The following is an 18,029-nucleotide window of genomic DNA, read 5'->3' as shown; positions in this document are numbered from 1 at the left end:
ATACCCAACGGAGATCCCATTGTGGGAGCGAGCCTGCTCGCGATAGCGGTCTACTTCTCAATATTGAAGTTGACTGACACTGCGCTATCGCGAGCAGGCTCGCTCCCACAGGGGCTGCGGTGAATCCGAGCTTTCTGGTTCCTGTCCGGAGTCCCGGTACCCATGAAGCACAACGTCATCCTGGTAGTGCTCGACGGCCTCAATTACGAAGTCGCCCGGCATGCCATGGGACATTTGCAGGCTTACGTCAGCGCAGGACGCGCGGCTCTCTACAAACTGGAATGTGAACTGCCGGCCCTGTCCCGCCCGCTCTATGAATGCATCCTCACCGGCGTCGCGCCCATCGACAGCGGCATCGTGCACAACAACGTCTCGCGCCTGTCGAACCAGCGCAGCGTCTTCCACTATGCCACCGAAGGCGGCTTGAGCACGGCGGCCGCGGCGTACCATTGGGTCAGCGAGCTCTACAACGCTTCACCGTTCGTGGCTGGACGGGATCGGCATACCGACAACCCCGACCTGCCGATCCAGTACGGGCATTTCTACTGGAATGACCACTACCCCGATTCCCACCTGTTCGCCGACGCCGAACATTTGCGTCAGCGCCATTCGCCGAACTTTTTGCTGGTGCATCCGATGAATATCGATGATGCCGGCCACAAGCATGGCCTCGACACCCCGCAATACCGCAACAGCGCCCGCTCAGCCGACATCAACCTGGCGGTGTACCTGCAAGCCTGGCTCGATGGCGGTTATCAGGTGCTGGTGACTTCCGATCACGGGATGAACAACGACCGTTCCCATAACGGCCTGTTGGCCGAGGAACGGGAAGTGCCGCTGTTCGTGCTTGGGGACAGCTTCAGCCTCGACCCCGCCGCGAAGCCCCGGCAGACCGAATTGTGCGGCACCCTTTGCCAGTTGCTCGGTGTTGCTCACGACAAACCGTATTGCCAGGAGTTGCTCAAGTGAATGCCATGACGCGCGGCAAATGGCTGGCAGCGTTGTGCCTGGTGCCCTTCGCGATTTTCTTCATCGTGTTCCAGATCGCCCCGCTGCTCTGGGTGCTGGTCAACAGCCTGGAGTCGGAAGAGTTCGGCTGGGGCCTGGCCAATTTCAGCAAGATCTTCAGTTCGAAGTTCTACCTGCAAGCGATCCAGCACAGCCTGGAAATCAGCTTCTGGTCCAGTGTGTTCGGGATCATCATCGCAGTGCTCGGCAGCTATTCACTGCGCCGGGTCGATTCGAAGCTGCGCAACTTCGTCAACGCTTTCGCCAACATGACCAGCAACTTCGCCGGCGTGCCCCTGGCGTTCGCCTTTATCATTCTGCTGGGGTTCAACGGCAGCATCACCCTCATGCTCAAGCAGGCGGGGATCATCGAAGACTTCAACCTGTACTCGAAAACCGGGTTGATCATCCTCTATACCTACTTCCAGATCCCCCTGGGCGTGCTGCTGCTCTATCCGGCCTTCGACGCGCTGCGCGAAGACTGGCGCGAGTCCGCCGCGCTGCTGGGCGCCAACGGCTGGCAGTTCTGGCGGCACATCGGGCTGCCGGTGCTGACCCCGGCGCTGCTGGGAACCTTCGTGATCCTGCTGGCCAACGCTCTTGGCGCTTATGCCACGGTGTACGCGCTGACCACCGGCAATTTCAACGTGCTGCCGATTCGCATCGCCGCCATGGTTTCCGGCGACATCTCCCTGGACCCGAACATGGCCAGCGCCCTGGCCGTGGTGCTGGTGGCGTTGATGACCCTGGTGACCGTCGTCCATCAACTGCTGCTCAAGAGGAGCTACCATGTCTCGCGCTGAATCGAGCCCTGTCGGCCTCTATCATCGGGCCGTGGTGTACCTGCTGTTCGCCATCCTGCTGTTGCCCCTGGCCGGCACGCTGATCTACTCCATCGCCAGCAGTTGGTCGGCCACCGTGCTGCCCGCAGGCTTTACCTTCAAATGGTACGTGCAACTGTGGAGCGACCCACGTTTTCTCAGCGCCTTCGGCCAGTCGCTGATCGTCTGCGTCGGCGCGCTGGTGCTTTCGGTGGTGCTGATCCTGCCACTGCTGTTCGTGGTGCATTACCACTTCCCGAAACTCGACGCACTGATGAACATTCTCATCCTGCTGCCCTTCGCGGTGCCGCCGGTGGTGTCGTCGGTAGGATTGCTGCAACTCTATGGCTCCGGCCCGCTGGCAATGGTGGGGACCCCGTGGATCCTGATCGGCTGCTACTTCACCGTCGCCCTGCCGTTCATGTACCGCGCGATCACCAACAACCTGCAAGCCATCAACCTGCGCGACCTGATGGACGCCGCCCAACTGCTCGGCGCCAGCACCTTCCAGGCGGCCTTGCTGGTGGTGCTGCCCAACCTGCGCAAGGGCCTGATGGTGGCGCTGCTGCTGTCCTTCTCATTCCTGTTCGGTGAGTTCGTGTTCGCCAACATCCTGGTGGGCACCCGCTATGAAACCCTGCAGGTCTACCTGAACAACATGCGCAACAGCAGCGGCCACTTCACCAGTGCCCTGGTGATTTCCTACTTCTTCTTCGTACTGGTCCTGACCTGGGCGGCGAACATTCTGAACAAGGACAAAAGCCAATGAGCTACGTCAGCGTCCAACACCTGCAAAAAGGCTACGCGGGCACGCCGGTGTTCAGCGACATCAATTGCGAAATCGGCAAGGGCGAATTCGTCACCCTCCTCGGCCCTTCCGGCTGCGGCAAGTCCACGCTGCTGCGCTGCATTGCCGGATTGACGGCAGTGGATGCCGGCAAGATCCTGCTGGACGGCCAGGACATCGTCCCCCTGAGCCCGCAAAAACGCGGCATCGGCATGGTGTTCCAGAGTTACGCCCTGTTTCCCAACATGACCGTGGAGCAGAACGTCGCCTTCGGCCTGCGCATGCAAAAGATCCAGGCCGAAGACAGCCGCCAGCGCGTGCAGGAGATCCTGCGCCTGGTGGAACTGCACGAGTTCGCCGGCCGCTACCCCCATCAACTCTCCGGCGGCCAGTGCCAGCGCGTTGCCCTCGCCCGCTCCCTGGTGACCCGGCCGCGCCTGTTGCTGCTGGACGAACCGCTGTCGGCCCTGGATGCGCGGATTCGCAAACACCTGCGCGAACAGATCCGACAGATCCAGCGCGAATTGGGTCTGACCACGATTTTCGTCACACACGATCAGGAAGAAGCCCTGACCATGTCTGACCGGATTTTCCTGATGAACCAGGGGAAGATCGTACAGAGCGGCGATGCCGAAACCCTTTACACTGCGCCGGTCGACGTTTTCGCGGCAGGCTTCATCGGCAACTACAACCTGCTGGACGCCGACAGCGCCACCCGACTGCTGCAACGGCCGGTGAACAGTCGTATCGCCATTCGCCCGGAAGCCATCGAGCTGAGTCGCAGCGGCGACCCGGATGCGCTGATCCGCAGTCACAGCCTGCTGGGCAACGTGATCCGCTACCGGGTCGAAGCCCGCGGCGTGGAACTGGTGGTGGACGTGCTCAACCGTTCGGCGGCCGACCTGCATCCCGATGGCGCCCGCCTGGCACTTTCCATCGATCCGTCGGCCCTGTGTGAGGTAGCCTGATGGCTGTATTGATTCTGAAGCTGATCTTGAGAAGGGAAATGTGCTGATGGCCCTGGCAATTTTTGATCTGGACGAAACCCTGATCCACGGCGATTGCGCCACCCTCTGGAGCGAGCAGATGGGGCGCCTGGGCTGGGTCGATCCCGAGTCGTTCATGCGTCGCAACAATGAGCTGATGGACGCCTACAGCCACGGCAAGCTGCGCATGGAAGAGTACATGGACTTCAGCCTGGAACCGATGATCGGCCGCACGCCGGAAGAAGTCGAACACCTGGTGGCGCCTTGGGTGGAGGACTTCATCGAACCGATCATCTTCAGCGACGCCACCAAGACCATCGCCGAACACCGCAAGGCGGGCGACCGGATCCTGGTGATCTCGGCCTCGGGCACGCACCTGGTGGGACCGATTGCCGAACGCCTGGGCATCGATGAGATCCTGGCGATCGAGCTTGAAGTGACCCATGGAGTGTACAGCGGCAAAACCGTGGGCACCCTGACCTACCGCGAAGGCAAGATCGCCCGCTTGCTCGACTGGCTGGACGCCGAGGAAGAAAACCTGGAAGGGGCGAGTTTCTACTCCGATTCCCGCAATGACCTGCCGTTGTTGCAACGGGTGGACTACCCCCATGTGGTGAACCCGGATCCGGTGTTGAAGGCCCATGCCGAACTGGCGGGGTGGCCGATCCACAGCTGGAAATAAGCTGACGCTTACCTGATGGGAGCCGCGTTCTTCGTCGCATCAGCTCAATAAGGTATGACATACAGCGCACCGGTCACGCTGCTTTCGCCAGGTAATGCACAGGCGAGCGCTTGGGTATTTTCAGCATGATAGTAGGTGTAGTAACCCGCTGGACAAACGCCGCCATGTTCACCGAGCCAATATCTGCCACGCGGCAATGGGAAAGGCCGGACATACAGATTCTCCAGCATCTGGAACTGCCCACTGCTGTTGATCAGGTATCCGCCGACGGTTCTCAGCCATTGATGAAAAGCTGCCAGACTCGTGAAGGTGCCGGGCACCACGACTCCCAGCAACCAGGTGTTACTGACCTGAGCCGTATAGGTTGCCGACTGCACCGGCGTGCTCGAATCGGATACGGTAATCACCGCACTACCACGCCTTATCCCTGTCACCTGGCCGCTGGCCGTGACCGTCGCCACCTGGGTATTGCTGGAGGTGTACCGGTACGGTGGGGTTCCGCCGACGGCCCTGCGGGTCACTTTGTTGCCGGGAGCATCAGCTCCCGTCGCAGGCCAGGAAGCGAAGATCCTGAAGCCATCCACTGCCAACGGCGTTCGGTCGATGGACAGAGGTCCGCCGGGGAAAAATGCCTGGTCAGCGCTGCGATAGTCGAATGTCGCGTCGCCCGCTGTTGTGGTGGGTAACGTCAAGGCAATGATCGGCAGCCATCGCTCGGTTTCAGCGTAGAAATCCCGCTGATATTGCTGGGCACCGGGCAAGCCTCCCGGAGTGTAGAAAAGCGCTTCGATAGGCAAGTCACGACCTGCACTCTGTGCCCAGGTGGCCACACGCACTTCGTTCTGGATCGGACCCAGGACCGGATCGCTATTGCCCAATGTTCGCGCCTCGAGACTGGTGTAGAACGCATTCGCCGCAGCTGTACCGAGTGCAGCTCGCACATTGAAACCGCACTGGTGAGGTGGCCGTTGCGCTGACGCAACGGATTGAAAGTGCGTCAGCCATTGGGATGCGGTGGTGATCCCCTGGGATTGGCATTCCCGGCTGATGCCCGGATACGTGTGGTACTGTCCGCAACCCTTATCGTCCCTATCGAATGTCCAAGCGTCCACGGGAAATGAACACAGGATCTCTGGCTGAACCGCTGTCTGTCCGGAATCCTGATAAGCGCGAAAGATGAAGCCATTGTTGTAGCCATAGACCAGCTTGGTGTATTTCGAATCCTCCCTCAGATACGAGAAGGACACGCCACCGCTTGTCACAGAAAAAGGGCTGGGGTCCCAAAAATAGTACGACGTGGATGGCTTTGTTCCCCTGAATAAAACCCCCGAACACAGGTACGCCGGCGAGTTGGAACCGCAATCGAACACTTTTTTATGATAACGAGCGGTCAGATTGATCGCTGTCTGCCTGCCTATTTCATCAGCATTATTCGTATGCAGCTGTTGTAGGTATTCGGAAGTCGCGCTGCATCCCAGCAATAGTGCAATGCCGAGGGCAATGGGGAGTATTTTCTTTATTGTTGTTGAGGCCAACATGGCTGGACTCCACTCAGGCGGTACCTGGATCGATTAGATGCGCGAACGCCAGGGGTTGCCTACTGTCAGGAATGACAGTTCGAATAACTACCGGATCAATGAGTTGGATACAGGCCCTTGTGGCAAGAGAGCTTGATCCCGCTGGGGTACGCAGCAGCCCCTTTTGTGAGCGCTTCGCACTCAAGCGGGAGCAAGCTCCCTCGCCAGGTCGACTCCAAGCTGATAAGGAAGAGTGTGCGAACACCAATGTCCGTAGCGCGGCGTGACCAGACATACTCCATCGCTACTCGAATACGGAAAAGGCCTTGGCCAGTTCCAGCAGAGCGTTTTCATCCTGCACATCCATATCGCCATCAGCATCGGTGTCAGTCTTGACGTTGACGGTATCGTAGGAGCCATTCGCTTTTGAAGCGGAGATAAAAGTCGCGAACTGCAGCGCCTCGTCTTTATAGAACTCCACGAGAATATCGGGTGAGCTGTCGCCATCAATATCTTCTTTGGACAGGCGAATCTCTTGTTTGGCCATCACGGCACCTCTTCTGTCAGGGAAACTATCAGAGAGACTTTATGGCTCTCGAAGGCCAATCTAGAGTGGCTATCATCGCGCCGTCTACTGTCAGACTTGACAGGGTGTATATCCATCTAGTGAGGGAAATATCAAGTGAACTAATTAGGACAGGGTGTCTACTGTCAGGAATGACAGTAGACACCCTGTCCTATCCGCAACCTAATATTCAGGAGACCGGAGTGATATAAAAGCCAATGAAAAAACTACTCATGGTACTTACCGGTGGCTTGTTACTGCTGGGTAGTACAGTCCTTGCACTCGCACAACCCCTCGATGGCCACACGATTGCGGCTGAACTACGCCGTCGATATGAGGATACTCGAGCCGACTGCGGCACGGTGAACAGGCCGGCTTTCCTCTGTTCGGGAATTATATTGCGGGGCACAAATCACGCGGAAGCAAAGTCCTATGATGTCTGGAATCCCAGCGACACAGCGTTACGCGTGGGAGGCACTTCCTTTTCTTACTTACGTTCGGATTTCAATATAAAGCGCCTCGCCTATACCTACGACAAGGGCTATATTTTCTTCCCTAAGCTGGCGGCACCAGCCGATAAGATCTCGATTGAGATCCTGTGCTTTTTCCCCGTCGACGGCGCATCGGATCTACGTTCCAACAAAGGTTGTGGAGCGCACAAGGATGCTCCCGTTGTCAGTGAACCTTGTGGCAAGCAAGGCATCAATTCCGCCGAGCAGTGGGCTGCCCATTTCGTTCAATACCCCTATGGACGGGAGCGCTGCGGCTTTGACGTCAGTAAATCGTCCGCCGTGCCGACGGCACCGGTCTTTTATCAAAGTCTATTGACTGCCCCCTTAGTACTCTCCATTGCCTACGACGCACCGAACGATATGAAACTGGAGACCTGGGCTCCCGGCATTCCTGAAAAATTGCCGATCGAAGCATTCATGTATACCCGCGACACAGGTATTGCTTCCGTGCAACACGACCAGAAACGCTTCCATGCGTTGACCGGTATTGTTTTACCCATTATTCGCATCACCCTGGCCAGCACTTACCAAGGGCAAGCGACATTTGAATACCGCGAAGCCGATCAAGCCATTCCTCCTCAGACACAGACAAAACCCGAGCCCAAGGTACTTAAAACTTATGACGCAGCGGGCAATCGCTTGAGAATGAGCGATATCTATACCGACGATCACGTCGATGTAGAAATTCCCCAATACCCTGGCATGGATGGTAGCGATACCGTCAGGGCCCGCTGGCAAGGTCGGGTCAGATACAACAGCAATATTATCGAGGTGGGCAATCCCCCCGGTAAAAGGCGGGTGCCGATCCCACGCCTGGAGGTCATCGACAACATCGGCCGATCGGTTGAGGTCAGTTACTCGGTCAAGGAAAAAGGCGTCGGTGAAACGATAGAGTCCAAGAAACTGAGCCTGTACATCGATCCTCAGGCGATTCATCCATTACCCGCGCCCAGTTACTCGGGCTCCAGGGTCACCGTGAACTACGGCGGCCAGACCGGCTATTCCGTCAGAGTTCGCTGGACTGGGGTGATCACCCGGGATACGGAAACACAGGATGTGACGACCGGCCAGGCCAACGTGTTCATCATTCCCGGTGCCTGGATAACCGAGAACAGTGGAAGGCCGGTCCTTATCAATTACTCCATCGTGCGTAAAAACAGTAGCGAGAAGCGGATGTTCTCTAGCGTATTAAGGATGACCCCGTAGTCACCACTTGGCGCTTCAAAGGTTCGATCTCACAAGTTCAACGCGGCGCGCATCCAGGTATCCGATAGATGGTGCGCCTTCTTGCTTTGACCTGTTATTTCTGACAGTAGACGCAACGCTGCGTCCGCAGGTTAATACACTCCACGTCTGATCAACTCGACAGTCCTCCACGACGGGAATCTTCATGGACAAGCGCCTTGAACAGTGGACTTATATCAACGCCAGCATAAAGGTACTTACGGCCCTCACGCTCGCCGTATTATTTGGTTGTGCAACTCAATCACCCTCACCGCCGCCCGCCCTTCAGGCGTCTAATATTTATGAGCACTCCGGTGAGGAAACCGCCAGAAACCTGACCACGGCTTATCACAATACCGTCACCGACTGCGGAACCCCCACTACACCGGCCTTTCTCTGCTCAGGCGTAACATTACGCATCACTAAAACCAGTGATAATTACGATCCTTGGGATCATAGCGACTTCTCAAGAACGACCGACGCTGTTTCTTTTTCCTATTTAAGAGCCGATACGAAATTTGTGCGCGCGCCCTGGAATGGGGCCAACGGTTTTATCTTCTACCCTTATTTCAGTGCCCCAACGGACAAAATCAAACCTGAAATCATCTGCTATTTCCCACTCGACGGCGCTACTTTCTATCGAGACGCGGCGGGACAGTATGGATGCAGGGACAGCATTGTTCCTCCGTTCGTGTTCCCTACCAGTAAACCTTGCCGAGAACAAAATGTGACCACCGCGGAGCAGTGGGTGGCTCATTATCAATCGGTTCCTCATTCCAGGAATCCAACTGTGCACTCTTGTGCCTTTATGGTGGAAAGTGACTTGGGCGCCGAAGCAGTAAGCGCCTTCAATCAAGCCATCCGAGTGCGCTCCTTGATCCCCACCGTAGCCTTTGGGGACCACAACGAACTTCGAATCAAAGCCTGGCCTGAGAATCAGCCAGGGGTATTACCGATTCAAGCCTTCTTCTATCTCGGTGCCGGGCTCGCGAATGCCCGAATCGACCAACAGAAATATTACGACCGCACCGGAGGCATGGTGGTCCCCATCATTCGTCTTACCTTACCCAACACCCCTTCGGAGGACGCCACGTTTGTCTACGATGTCGCGGACCAGGCTGTGCTTCCCTCGCACAAACTTAGACCCGGGGTTCCCAAAACGTATAACGCGGCGGGCGACCATCTGAGAATGAGCGACATCTACACCGACGCGCATGTGGACGTAGAAGTACCTCACTACACCGGTATGCATGCAACCGATACCATCAGGGTGCGCTGGCAGGGTCGGGTCAACTACAACAGCGGGGTAATAGAGGTGGGCGACCCGCCCGGGAAAAGATTGATCCCGATCCCCCGTCTGGAAGTCGTCGACAATATCGGTCGATCTGTCGAGGTCGGTTATTCAGTCAAGGAGAAAGGTGTCGGTGAGACGATAGAGTCGGCAAGATTGACGCTGCATATCGATCCGCAAGCGGTGCATCCATTACCGGCGCCGAGTTATTCCAACTCGAAGGTTAGCGTGAACTACGGCGGTGAGACAGGTTACACCGTCAGGGTTCGTTGGGTCGGTGTCACGACTCACGATACTGAAAGCCAGGATGTGACGTCCGGTCAAGCCAACGTTTTTGACATTCCCAGTGCCTGGGTATCCGAAAACAGCGGAAAACCCGTCCTGATCAACTACTCGATTGTCCGTAAAAACAGCAACGAGCAACGAATGTTCTCCCAGGTCCTCAGGGTTAACCTCTAGGTCAACCCTTTGGCAGTACGTGGTTTTCCACATTCAGGCAGCACGGGCAAGTTTCCCCGGAATCAGCCCAGGCTCTCATCAATCACCAATACCAACTTCCCTGACACCTTGTTACTCGCCAGCTCAGCAAACGCCGCCTCGGCTTCCATGATCGGGAATGTCGCGACCAATTGTGGGCTCAGGCGCTTCTCGGTGAATAACGGCCAGACATGTTCACCCAACTCCCGCAGCAGATCGGCCTTGAATTGATCGTCGCGACTGCGCAAGGTCGAACCCAGCAACTGGATACGCTTGGCAAGGATCTTCGCCAGGTCCAGGTGGCTTTCCCGTCCCCCCATCAGTCCGATCAACACCCAACGCCCGTCAACTGACAAAAGTTTCACGTTGAGTCTGGCGTAGCTGGCGCCCACCGGATCGAGGATCACGTCGAAGGGCGCGAAGTCGTTCAAGCGCTCGATGTCATCAGCCCGTACCACACCGCCCTGGGCCCCCAACGCCTCGCAATAGGCCAGTCGATCCGCAGAACCGACACTGACCCAGCACGGGTTGCCGAACGCCTTGCACAGCTGGATCGCGGCCGAACCGACGCCGCTGGCTCCGGCGTGCAACAGCACTTTCTCCCCCGGCTTGAGGCCTGCCAGCTGGAACAGATTCAGCCACGCAGTGCTGTAGACCTCCGGCAGCGCGGCCGCTTCAGCCAAGGACAGGCCCTCGGGCACCGGCAGTACATGCCGGGCGTCGACCACCACCTCCTCGGCCATACCGCCGCCGGCGAGCAAGGCACACACGCGGTCGCCCACCTGCCAGGACGAGCCCGGCCCAACCTCGCTGATGACCCCGGAACACTCCAAGCCCAGTACGTGGCTGGCCCCGGGGGGCGGCGGATAAAGTCCGGCTTTCTGCAACAAATCGGCCCGATTCAGGCCGGCAGCCGCCACACGAATGCGAACTTGCCCTACATCACATGTCGGACTTGGCTCATCAGCCCATACCACTTGGCCTTCAACGCCTTGCAATGCTTTCACGGTGCCTCCATAGTGAGTCTCGACTGGGCCCGCTGCTGTAACGCCGGGCTTTCTTGCATTATGCGCCCGGGCCACATGGAACCGGCGACTTCAAAGACGGCCTAATATGCGTTATCAATTGTCCCTGCGTCGAATCAGTATGAAGCATCTGTTCCCCAGCACCGCCCTCGCGCTTGTCATTGGCCTCGGCCTGTTGCCACTGTCGAGCGATACGTTCGCAGCCAACAGCTGGGACAAGCTTCAACCCGATCGCGACGAGGTGATTGCCAGCCTTAACGTCGTCGAGTTGCTCAAACGTCATCATTACAGCAAACCACCGCTCGATGACGCGCGCTCGGTCATCATCTATGACAGCTACCTGAAGCTGCTGGATCCGTCACGCAGCTATTTCATGGCCAGCGACATCGCTGAATTCGACAAGTGGAAAACCCAGTTCGACGACTTTCTCAAGAGCGGCGACCTGAACGCCGGGTTCGTCATCTACAAGCGTTACCTGGACCGCGTGAAGGCGCGCCTGGATTACGCCATTGCCGAGCTGAACAAAGGCGTCGACAAGATCGACTTCAATGCCAAGGAAACCCTGCTGGTCGACCGCAAGGACGCTCCTTGGCTCAAAAGCGCAGCCGAACTCGATGACCTGTGGCGCAAACGCGTCAAGGACGAAGTGCTGCGCATGAAGATCGCCGGCAAGGACCCCAAACAGATCCAGGAAACCCTCACCAAGCGCTACAAGAACCAATTGGCTCGCCTGGATCAGACTCGCGCCGAAGACATCTTCCAGGCGTATATCAATACCTTCGCCATGTCCTACGACCCGCACACCAATTATCTGTCGCCGGATAACGCGGAGAACTTCGACATCAACATGAGCCTATCCCTGGAAGGCATCGGCGCAGTGCTGCAGAGCGACAACGACCAGGTGAAAATCGTGCGCCTGGTACCGGCGGGCCCTGCCGACAAGACCAAGCAGGTCGGCCCGGCGGACAAGATCATCGGTGTTGCCCAGGGCGGCAAGGAAATGGTCGACGTGGTCGGCTGGCGCCTGGACGAAGTGGTCAAGCTGATCCGTGGCCCGAAAGGCTCGGTGGTGCGCCTGGAAGTCATTCCGGCCAGCAATGCGCCGAACGACCAGACCAGCAAGATCGTGTCCATCACCCGCGAAGCGGTGAAACTGGAAGAACAGGCCGCGAAGAAATCGATCCTCAACCTGAAACAGGATGGCAAGGATTACAAGCTCGGCGTCATCGAGATCCCGGCCTTTTACCTGGACTTCAAGGCGTTCCGCGCTGGGGATCCGGACTACAAGAGCACCACTCGCGACGTCAAGAAACTGCTGACCGAACTGCAGAAGGACAAGGTCGACGGCGTCGTCATCGACTTGCGCAACAACGGCGGCGGCTCCTTGCAGGAAGCCACCGAACTGACCAGCCTGTTCATCGACAAGGGCCCTACCGTGCTAGTGCGCAACGCCGATGGCCGGGTGGACGTACTCGAAGACGAGAACCCGGGCGCGTTCTACAAAGGGCCGATGGCCTTGCTGGTGAATCGCCTGTCGGCATCGGCCTCGGAGATTTTTGCCGGCGCCATGCAGGACTATCACCGGGCGTTAATCATCGGTGGGCAGACCTTCGGCAAAGGCACCGTGCAGACCATCCAGCCGCTGAACCATGGCGAACTGAAACTGACCCTGGCCAAGTTCTACCGGGTGTCCGGCCAGAGCACCCAGCACCAGGGTGTGCTGCCTGACATCGATTACCCGTCGATCATCGACACCAAGGAAATCGGCGAAAGCGCCCTGCCCGAAGCCATGCCGTGGGACACCATCCGGCCAGCGATCAAACCGGCGGTGGATCCGTTCAAACCATTCCTGGCCCAGCTCAAGTCCGACCACGACGCTCGGACCTCCCAGGATGCCGAGTTCGTGTTCATCCGCGACAAACTGGCCCTGGCGCAGAAATTGATGCTGGAGAAAACCGTCAGCCTCAACGAAGCCGACCGTCGCGCCCAGCATGCCGACATCGAGGCCAAGCAACTGGCAATGGAAAACCTGCGTCGCAAGGCCAAGGGCGAAGAGCCGCTCAAGGAACTGAAGAAAGAAGACGAAGACCTGATCACCGAACCGGAAAAGACCAAGCCGGAAGACGATGCGTACCTGAGCGAGACCGGGCGAATCCTGCTGGATTACCTGAAACTCAATACGACGGTCGCCAAGCAAGGATGATGGCCATTTAATGGTGACTCTCGTCGGAGTGTCATCAAACTGACATCAGTCTGTCGTGAAATACAGGACTGGGCGCCCCACCACGGCGCCCAGTCCTTTTTTTATTGCCAGAGATCGCCATGACCACGACCGAACAGCTGAGTGCCTTGAGTTCAATCCTGGCTCAAAGCGGTTTGCACAGTCTGTTCCAACCGATCGTGTGCCTGTCCGAACGGCGCATCCTGGGTTACGAAGCCTTGACCCGCGGGCCGTCCAACAGCCCACTGCACTCGCCCATCGCCTTGCTCTCCGTGGCCCGCCAGGCCGGACGCCTCAGTGAACTGGAACTGGCCTGCCGACGCAGCGCGTGCCAACGCTTCAACGAGCAGAAACTGCCGGGCAAGCTGTTCCTCAATGTCTCGCCCGAGTCGCTGCTGGAATCGGCACACCAGACCGGGCGCACCTTGCAACTGCTGCAGGACTTCGGCATCCCGCCCAGCCAAGTGGTCATCGAACTGACCGAACAAACCCCGATCGATGATTTCCAGCTTCTGCAGAACGCGTTGCATCATTACCGGGCCATGGGCTTCTCCATTGCCCTGGACGACCTTGGCGCCGGTTATTCGAGCCTGCGGTTGTGGTCCGAATTGCGCCCCGATTACGTGAAGATCGACCGCCACTTCATCGACGGCATTCACCAGGATGCCCTCAAGCGCGAGTTCGTCGGCTCGATCCTGAAGATCGCCCGGACGTCACGTTCCCAAGTGATTGCCGAGGGCATCGAACTGCCGGAAGAACTGGCAGTGCTGATGGAAATGGGCGTGGATCTGGTCCAGGGATACCTGCTCGCCCGCCCTCAGGAACAGCCATCCCGGGATGCCAAGGCGCTGATGCCCCGGCAGGACAGCGGCGCGGTGCCGCTGAGCGATGAAATCAACGACCTCAGCGCCCTGCTCAACGAGCAACCGGCCATGCCCCACGACACCCCCACGGCACGGGTCCTGGAAGCCTTTCGGCGCCAGGCCAACCTCAATTCCCTGGCCGTGCTGGATAATCAGAACCGCCCCTGCGGCATCGTCCACCGCCATTCACTCTCGGACGCCTTGCTCAAACCCTTCGCCACTGACCTGTTCGCCCGCAAACCCATCAGCCGCCTGATGAGCGATGATTTCCTGGCCGTGGAACTGAGCCAGTCGCTGCAGCAAGTCAGCCGCCTCATCACCAGCCGCGCCCGACAACGCATCGAAGAAGACTTCATCATCACCCTCAACGGTCACTACCTGGGGCTGGGACGGGTGATCGACGTACTCAAGCTCATCACCGAACTGAAGATCCAACAGGCCCGCTACGCCAACCCGCTGACCCTGCTGCCGGGCAACGTACCGATCCAGCAATGCCTCACCCGTCTGCTGCAACAGCGGCAGGAAGCGGTGATCTGCTACGTCGACATCGACAGCTTCAAACCCTTCAACGACATCTATGGCTACGGTCGCGGCGACGAAGTCCTGCTGTGCCTGGCCCAATGCCTGAACGAACGCATCGACCCCAGCCGCGACTTCGTCGGCCACATCGGCGGAGACGACTTCCTGCTGGTCCTCGGCCCGGAAGACTGGCGCAAGCGCCTGAACCAACTGCTGAGCGACTTCCAGACCCATTGCCGTCGGTTCTATCGCCCTGAACATCTGGAAGCTGGATGCTTTACGGCGTTGAACCGACAGGGGATTCGGCAGGAGTTTGCGTTGTTGTCGCTGTCGATTGGCGTGGTGCATCTGCGCTCGGAGGTTTGCGGAGAGCTGGATGCGAGCCAGTTGGCGGAACTGGCTTCGCAGGCTAAGCATCATGCGAAGGAGATTTTGGGAGGAAGTGTCTATTTGATTGATGGTTTGGCTGAGCGGGAGCCTGTCATGAGATCAAGTTTATCGGTGTGAGGCGAGCGTCCTGGGCAAAGACCGCCCGCTGCAAGCACGACTAGCGAAACCCTGTGGCGAGGGAGCTTGCTCCCTCGCCACAAAAGCAGTTCATGGTGTGCTGATAGGTAGTAGAGAACCGCTGTGTGCGGATCATATCCGCAACAAATCAATGCAGCTTTGACAGCTTACCGACACCGCCTGCCTAAGAACTTCCGTGTCAGATTCAGCCAGGAAGGCGTTAAGGACTTGCTCAACGGTTTCGTGTTCGGCTGGCCAGGTCTTAATGGAAATGAGCGCCAAAAAATTATGTAACTTGTGAAAGCCGTCATTTAATCCATCAGTCTAGTGGGTTTTTGAGCAGAGTATTTGCTATGCAAGGCTATCTGCACATCCATTTGGTAAGCTACTGCTGGTCTACCAAGTCGATGGATCTTCTTGGGCCGCTGTCTTGAGATCCTCTCTCCAAACCTCCTTCGCAAGCACAAACACATCTTGGAGAAACTCTCGAGGACTCTTTAAGTTATACCATTCGTCGCGAGGCCAACTGCCCGCACAATCCTCATCTATTTCAAACAACGCCTGGAAATCATAATTCGGATCCTTAAGTGTCTCCTCGAGAAATGCTACTAGCACATATTTGTGCCTATATGACAGACACGCTAAATCAAGAGCATATTTAATAATCAATTCAGAGCGGTCATGCTTATCATTGGGATCGTATCCCCCCAACGCTACGCCTCTTGTTTCCTCTTGATCGTAGACATCGAACTGGCCGATAAACCACATGAGATCAGGCACAAACGCCTCATTCAGAAAAGGATCTTTCAACATTATTTTCTCTCCGTGGGAAATCCGGTATACGGCACGCCCTGCTTATCGAACTTCACCTCGAACCAATTTAGGTTTTCGTTCAACTTTGGATTCTGCTTATCCTTCTTATTCGGCTTGTACCCACGCCCTGCTCCGGGCAACTCTTGTCTTACTATTCTATCTTTTTTGTGATCCAGACCTGTAAACGGATCCAACCCAAGCTCTCCTCTAGTCATAGCCTTATTCAGCGCATTTAAATGAACGCGCCAATTGCTGAACTGGGAGCTTAAACTTCCATTCGCGCCTTTCGGAATTTCGCCCGTATGCGGATTTGCACCGTTAATTGCCCTCTGTTTGAGCGCAGCATCTGATATTTCTGACCCATGCTTTTCAACGGTATGCATGCCGTATTCTTTTTCCATTCGAGTGACACGTCGCTTGGCATTCGCCTCCCCCAGCTCATCAATCCGATCCCGCCGCTGCTCCGCCGTCATCGGCAGCCGCGGCTCCCCCTCATCCACCCCAACCTTCGCAGCCGGATCCTGCTCCGCAACCGCCGGCCTGCACCCACCCTTCCCCGGACAATCCACCAACCCCAACGGATCCACCCACCCCGTCGGGTTCAGGGTGTATCGATACCCATTGAGCCCACCCGCCAGTTTGCTCGGATCAGGGGTCAGGTAGCGGCCCGTTTCCGGATTGTAGTAACGGTGACGGTTGTAGTGCAGGCCGCTTTCCGGGTCGAAGTATTGGCCCTGGAAGCGCAGCGGTTGTTCCAGTTGTTCGCCGCCGTCGTGCTGGATCTCGCGGACCTTGCCGTAGCCGTTATAGCGCGCCGACCAGACGATCTGGCCGCCGTAGTTGGTCAGTTCCTGGGGCGTGCCCAGGTGGTCGAGGTGGTAGTAGAACGGGCAGGCGTTGAGGCCTTTGCCGTCGAGCAGCGCCAGCGGGCGGAAGGTGCCGGGTTCGTAGAGGTAGCTGCGGTGGTGCTGGCGGCTGCTTTCGGCGACGAGTTGGTCGCCCTGCCAGAAGAACTCGGTGGTCAGGCCGGCCACGGTCTTGCTGATGCGTCGGCCGAAGGCGTCGTAGCGGTAGGACGTTTCGCGGCCGTCCGCCGTGGTGACGCCGATCAGGCGGTGCTGGCTGTCGTAGCGGTATTCGGTGACGAGGACCTGGGCCTTGCCGCGGCGTTCGCGGATCAGGTTGCCGAAGGCGTCGTAGTCGTAGTGGCGGTCGCCCTCCATCAGCAGGCGATTGCCCTTGAGGTGGGTCGGGCCGGGGCGGTCCTGCATCAACAGATTGCCGGCCGGGTCGTGGGCGAAGTGTTCCGCGGGATCGGTGTGGGAATGCTCGATCCGGGTCAGGCGGTCCAGCGGGTCGTACTGGTACTCGCGCCGCCCTCGACGGCTGTCGGAAATCGCGGCGAGGTTGCCCTTGGGGCTGTAGGCATAATCGCGCCAGAACAAGGTCTGCTGGTTCTGCAGCACGCTGTGGGCCTTGAGCCGGCCCTGTTCGTCGTGTTCGTACTGGCTGAGCAGCAGGCCTTGTTGGCGCTGATATTCGCGGCCGCCACGCACCAGGTGTTCGGTAAGGCGTGCGCCGTTCAGGTCGATGGCAGTCAGCGCACCACCCGGGGCATGGTGGTAGTCGACCTTGCTGTTGTCCGGCAGGCGCAGGTGATTGAGCCGCCCGCAGGCGTCGTAGCCATAGCGCAGGGTGCCCCAGCCCTGATGCTCGGTGATCAGCCGGTCCTGGGTGTCGTACTCGAAGGCCAGCGGGTGGTCGCTGCCGTCATCGACATCCACCAGCCGGCCCAGCCCGTCGTAGCGGTACTGGATTGTCTGGCCGTCGGGCAGGGTCTTGATCAGCAGGCGTCCGGCCGTGTCGCGCTGGTAGGCGGTGACAAGCTGGCTGCCGTCGGCACCGAACTCGGTTTTCTCCAGCAGGTGCCCATTGAGGTCGTAGGCATAGGCGGTGCGTTGGCCGTCGAAGCCGATTTGCTGTCGGATCAATCCGCTGGGGGTGTAGTCCAGCTGATATTTTTCGCCGGATTCGTTCTCGATCTCGGTCAGCAGCAACCGCGCCGAGTCGTAGCGGTAGCGCAACGTGCTGCCGTCGGGATTGAGACGGCGGCTGACCAGATGCAGATCGTCGGCGTATTCGTAGCGGGTGACGCGGCCCTGTTCATCGCGCTCGGAGATGACCTTGCCATAGGCGTTGTAGGTCCAGGCC

14 protein-coding genes are annotated in these 18,029 nt (G+C 58.1%); 9 read left to right on the top strand and 5 right to left on the bottom strand.

Going from position 1 to position 18,029, the window contains the following annotated elements:
- Positions 1-162 precede the first annotated feature (162 nt).
- Genes CGA22_RS20335 through CGA22_RS20315 form a run of 5 tightly spaced genes read left to right on the top strand, consistent with a single transcriptional unit; the run spans position 163 to position 4,284 of the window.
- On the top strand, positions 163-969 hold the full coding sequence (locus tag CGA22_RS20335) for an alkaline phosphatase family protein (RefSeq protein WP_041021857.1): 807 nt from the start codon (positions 163-165) through the stop codon (positions 967-969).
- A gap of 5 nt (positions 970-974) precedes the next feature.
- Complete coding sequence (locus CGA22_RS20330) at positions 975-1,811, top strand: ABC transporter permease (RefSeq protein ID WP_162164414.1); 837 nt, start codon at positions 975-977, stop codon at positions 1,809-1,811.
- Positions 1,798-2,598, top strand: a complete 801-nt coding sequence (locus tag CGA22_RS20325; protein WP_041021858.1) for an ABC transporter permease — start codon at positions 1,798-1,800, stop codon at positions 2,596-2,598. The genes CGA22_RS20330 and CGA22_RS20325 overlap by 14 nt, the downstream gene beginning before the upstream one ends.
- Complete coding sequence (locus CGA22_RS20320; protein WP_041021859.1) at positions 2,595-3,584, top strand: ABC transporter ATP-binding protein; 990 nt, start codon at positions 2,595-2,597, stop codon at positions 3,582-3,584. The genes CGA22_RS20325 and CGA22_RS20320 overlap by 4 nt, the downstream gene beginning before the upstream one ends.
- Before the next feature lie 46 nt (positions 3,585-3,630).
- Positions 3,631-4,284: an HAD family hydrolase gene (locus CGA22_RS20315; RefSeq protein WP_041021860.1), complete on the top strand. Its 654-nt coding sequence runs from the start codon at positions 3,631-3,633 to the stop codon at positions 4,282-4,284.
- A 44-nt stretch (positions 4,285-4,328) separates the two neighbouring features.
- On the opposite strand, the gene CGA22_RS20310 is transcribed toward CGA22_RS20315, so the two are convergent.
- Positions 4,329-5,822 (bottom strand): Ig domain-containing protein, encoded by a 1,494-nt coding sequence (locus tag CGA22_RS20310; RefSeq protein ID WP_052435102.1) that lies wholly within the window; start codon positions 5,820-5,822, stop codon positions 4,329-4,331.
- Between the two features lie 283 nt (positions 5,823-6,105).
- Positions 6,106-6,348, bottom strand: coding sequence for a hypothetical protein (locus tag CGA22_RS20305; RefSeq protein WP_041021862.1), 243 nt, complete (start codon positions 6,346-6,348; stop codon positions 6,106-6,108).
- A gap of 236 nt (positions 6,349-6,584) precedes the next feature.
- On the opposite strand from CGA22_RS20305, the gene CGA22_RS20300 reads away from it, so the two are divergent.
- Both CGA22_RS20300 and CGA22_RS20295 read left to right on the top strand, forming a co-directional pair.
- Positions 6,585-8,084: a hypothetical protein gene (locus CGA22_RS20300; RefSeq protein WP_052435103.1), complete on the top strand. Its 1,500-nt coding sequence runs from the start codon at positions 6,585-6,587 to the stop codon at positions 8,082-8,084.
- A 184-nt stretch (positions 8,085-8,268) separates the two neighbouring features.
- Complete coding sequence (locus tag CGA22_RS20295) at positions 8,269-9,852, top strand: hypothetical protein (RefSeq protein ID WP_156996887.1); 1,584 nt, start codon at positions 8,269-8,271, stop codon at positions 9,850-9,852.
- Between the two features lie 62 nt (positions 9,853-9,914).
- Here CGA22_RS20295 and CGA22_RS20290 read toward each other — a convergent pair whose 3' ends face one another.
- Positions 9,915-10,877 carry a zinc-binding dehydrogenase gene (locus CGA22_RS20290; protein ID WP_041021863.1) on the bottom strand — a complete coding sequence of 321 codons (963 nt, stop codon included), beginning with the start codon at positions 10,875-10,877 and terminating at the stop codon, positions 9,915-9,917.
- Positions 10,878-11,016: 139 nt separating this feature from the next.
- On the opposite strand from CGA22_RS20290, the gene CGA22_RS20285 reads away from it, so the two are divergent.
- Entirely contained in the window at positions 11,017-13,098 is a 2,082-nt protein-coding gene (locus CGA22_RS20285) for a carboxy terminal-processing peptidase (protein WP_177329239.1), read from the top strand.
- A gap of 119 nt (positions 13,099-13,217) precedes the next feature.
- Complete coding sequence (locus CGA22_RS20280) at positions 13,218-15,005, top strand: bifunctional diguanylate cyclase/phosphodiesterase (protein ID WP_041021865.1); 1,788 nt, start codon at positions 13,218-13,220, stop codon at positions 15,003-15,005.
- 396 nt (positions 15,006-15,401) lie between these two features.
- Here CGA22_RS20280 and CGA22_RS20275 read toward each other — a convergent pair whose 3' ends face one another.
- Both CGA22_RS20275 and CGA22_RS20270 read right to left on the bottom strand, forming a co-directional pair.
- Positions 15,402-15,818 carry a hypothetical protein gene (locus CGA22_RS20275; protein ID WP_041021866.1) on the bottom strand — a complete coding sequence of 139 codons (417 nt, stop codon included), beginning with the start codon at positions 15,816-15,818 and terminating at the stop codon, positions 15,402-15,404.
- The coding region (locus CGA22_RS20270) for an RHS repeat domain-containing protein (RefSeq protein WP_188258688.1) at positions 15,818-18,029 on the bottom strand (2,212 nt) is incomplete at its 5' end. The genes CGA22_RS20270 and CGA22_RS20275, both read right to left, overlap by 1 nt.

This window comes from Pseudomonas sp. PSB18 (assembly GCF_014596565.1).
Lineage (GTDB): Bacteria > Pseudomonadota > Gammaproteobacteria > Pseudomonadales > Pseudomonadaceae > Aquipseudomonas.
Note: the sequence above shows the minus strand (reverse complement) of the source record. Positions and strands in the feature narration are given on the sequence as shown.

What these genes read in the sequence shown, in the direction of transcription:
- CGA22_RS20335 (WP_041021857.1), top strand. Translation starts at nt 163, where the DNA reads ATGAAGCACAACGTCATCCTGGTAGTGCTCGACGGCCTCAATTACGAA.
- CGA22_RS20330 (WP_162164414.1), top strand. Translation starts at nt 975, where the DNA reads ATGACGCGCGGCAAATGGCTGGCAGCGTTGTGCCTGGTGCCCTTCGCG.
- CGA22_RS20325 (WP_041021858.1), top strand. Translation starts at nt 1,798, where the DNA reads ATGTCTCGCGCTGAATCGAGCCCTGTCGGCCTCTATCATCGGGCCGTG.
- CGA22_RS20320 (WP_041021859.1), top strand. Translation starts at nt 2,595, where the DNA reads ATGAGCTACGTCAGCGTCCAACACCTGCAAAAAGGCTACGCGGGCACG.
- CGA22_RS20315 (WP_041021860.1), top strand. Translation starts at nt 3,631, where the DNA reads ATGGCCCTGGCAATTTTTGATCTGGACGAAACCCTGATCCACGGCGAT.
- CGA22_RS20310 (WP_052435102.1), bottom strand. Translation starts at nt 5,822, where the DNA reads ATGTTGGCCTCAACAACAATAAAGAAAATACTCCCCATTGCCCTCGGC.
- CGA22_RS20305 (WP_041021862.1), bottom strand. Translation starts at nt 6,348, where the DNA reads ATGGCCAAACAAGAGATTCGCCTGTCCAAAGAAGATATTGATGGCGAC.
- CGA22_RS20300 (WP_052435103.1), top strand. Translation starts at nt 6,585, where the DNA reads ATGAAAAAACTACTCATGGTACTTACCGGTGGCTTGTTACTGCTGGGT.
- CGA22_RS20295 (WP_156996887.1), top strand. Translation starts at nt 8,269, where the DNA reads ATGGACAAGCGCCTTGAACAGTGGACTTATATCAACGCCAGCATAAAG.
- CGA22_RS20285 (WP_177329239.1), top strand. Translation starts at nt 11,017, where the DNA reads ATGAAGCATCTGTTCCCCAGCACCGCCCTCGCGCTTGTCATTGGCCTC.
- CGA22_RS20280 (WP_041021865.1), top strand. Translation starts at nt 13,218, where the DNA reads ATGACCACGACCGAACAGCTGAGTGCCTTGAGTTCAATCCTGGCTCAA.
- CGA22_RS20275 (WP_041021866.1), bottom strand. Translation starts at nt 15,818, where the DNA reads ATGTTGAAAGATCCTTTTCTGAATGAGGCGTTTGTGCCTGATCTCATG.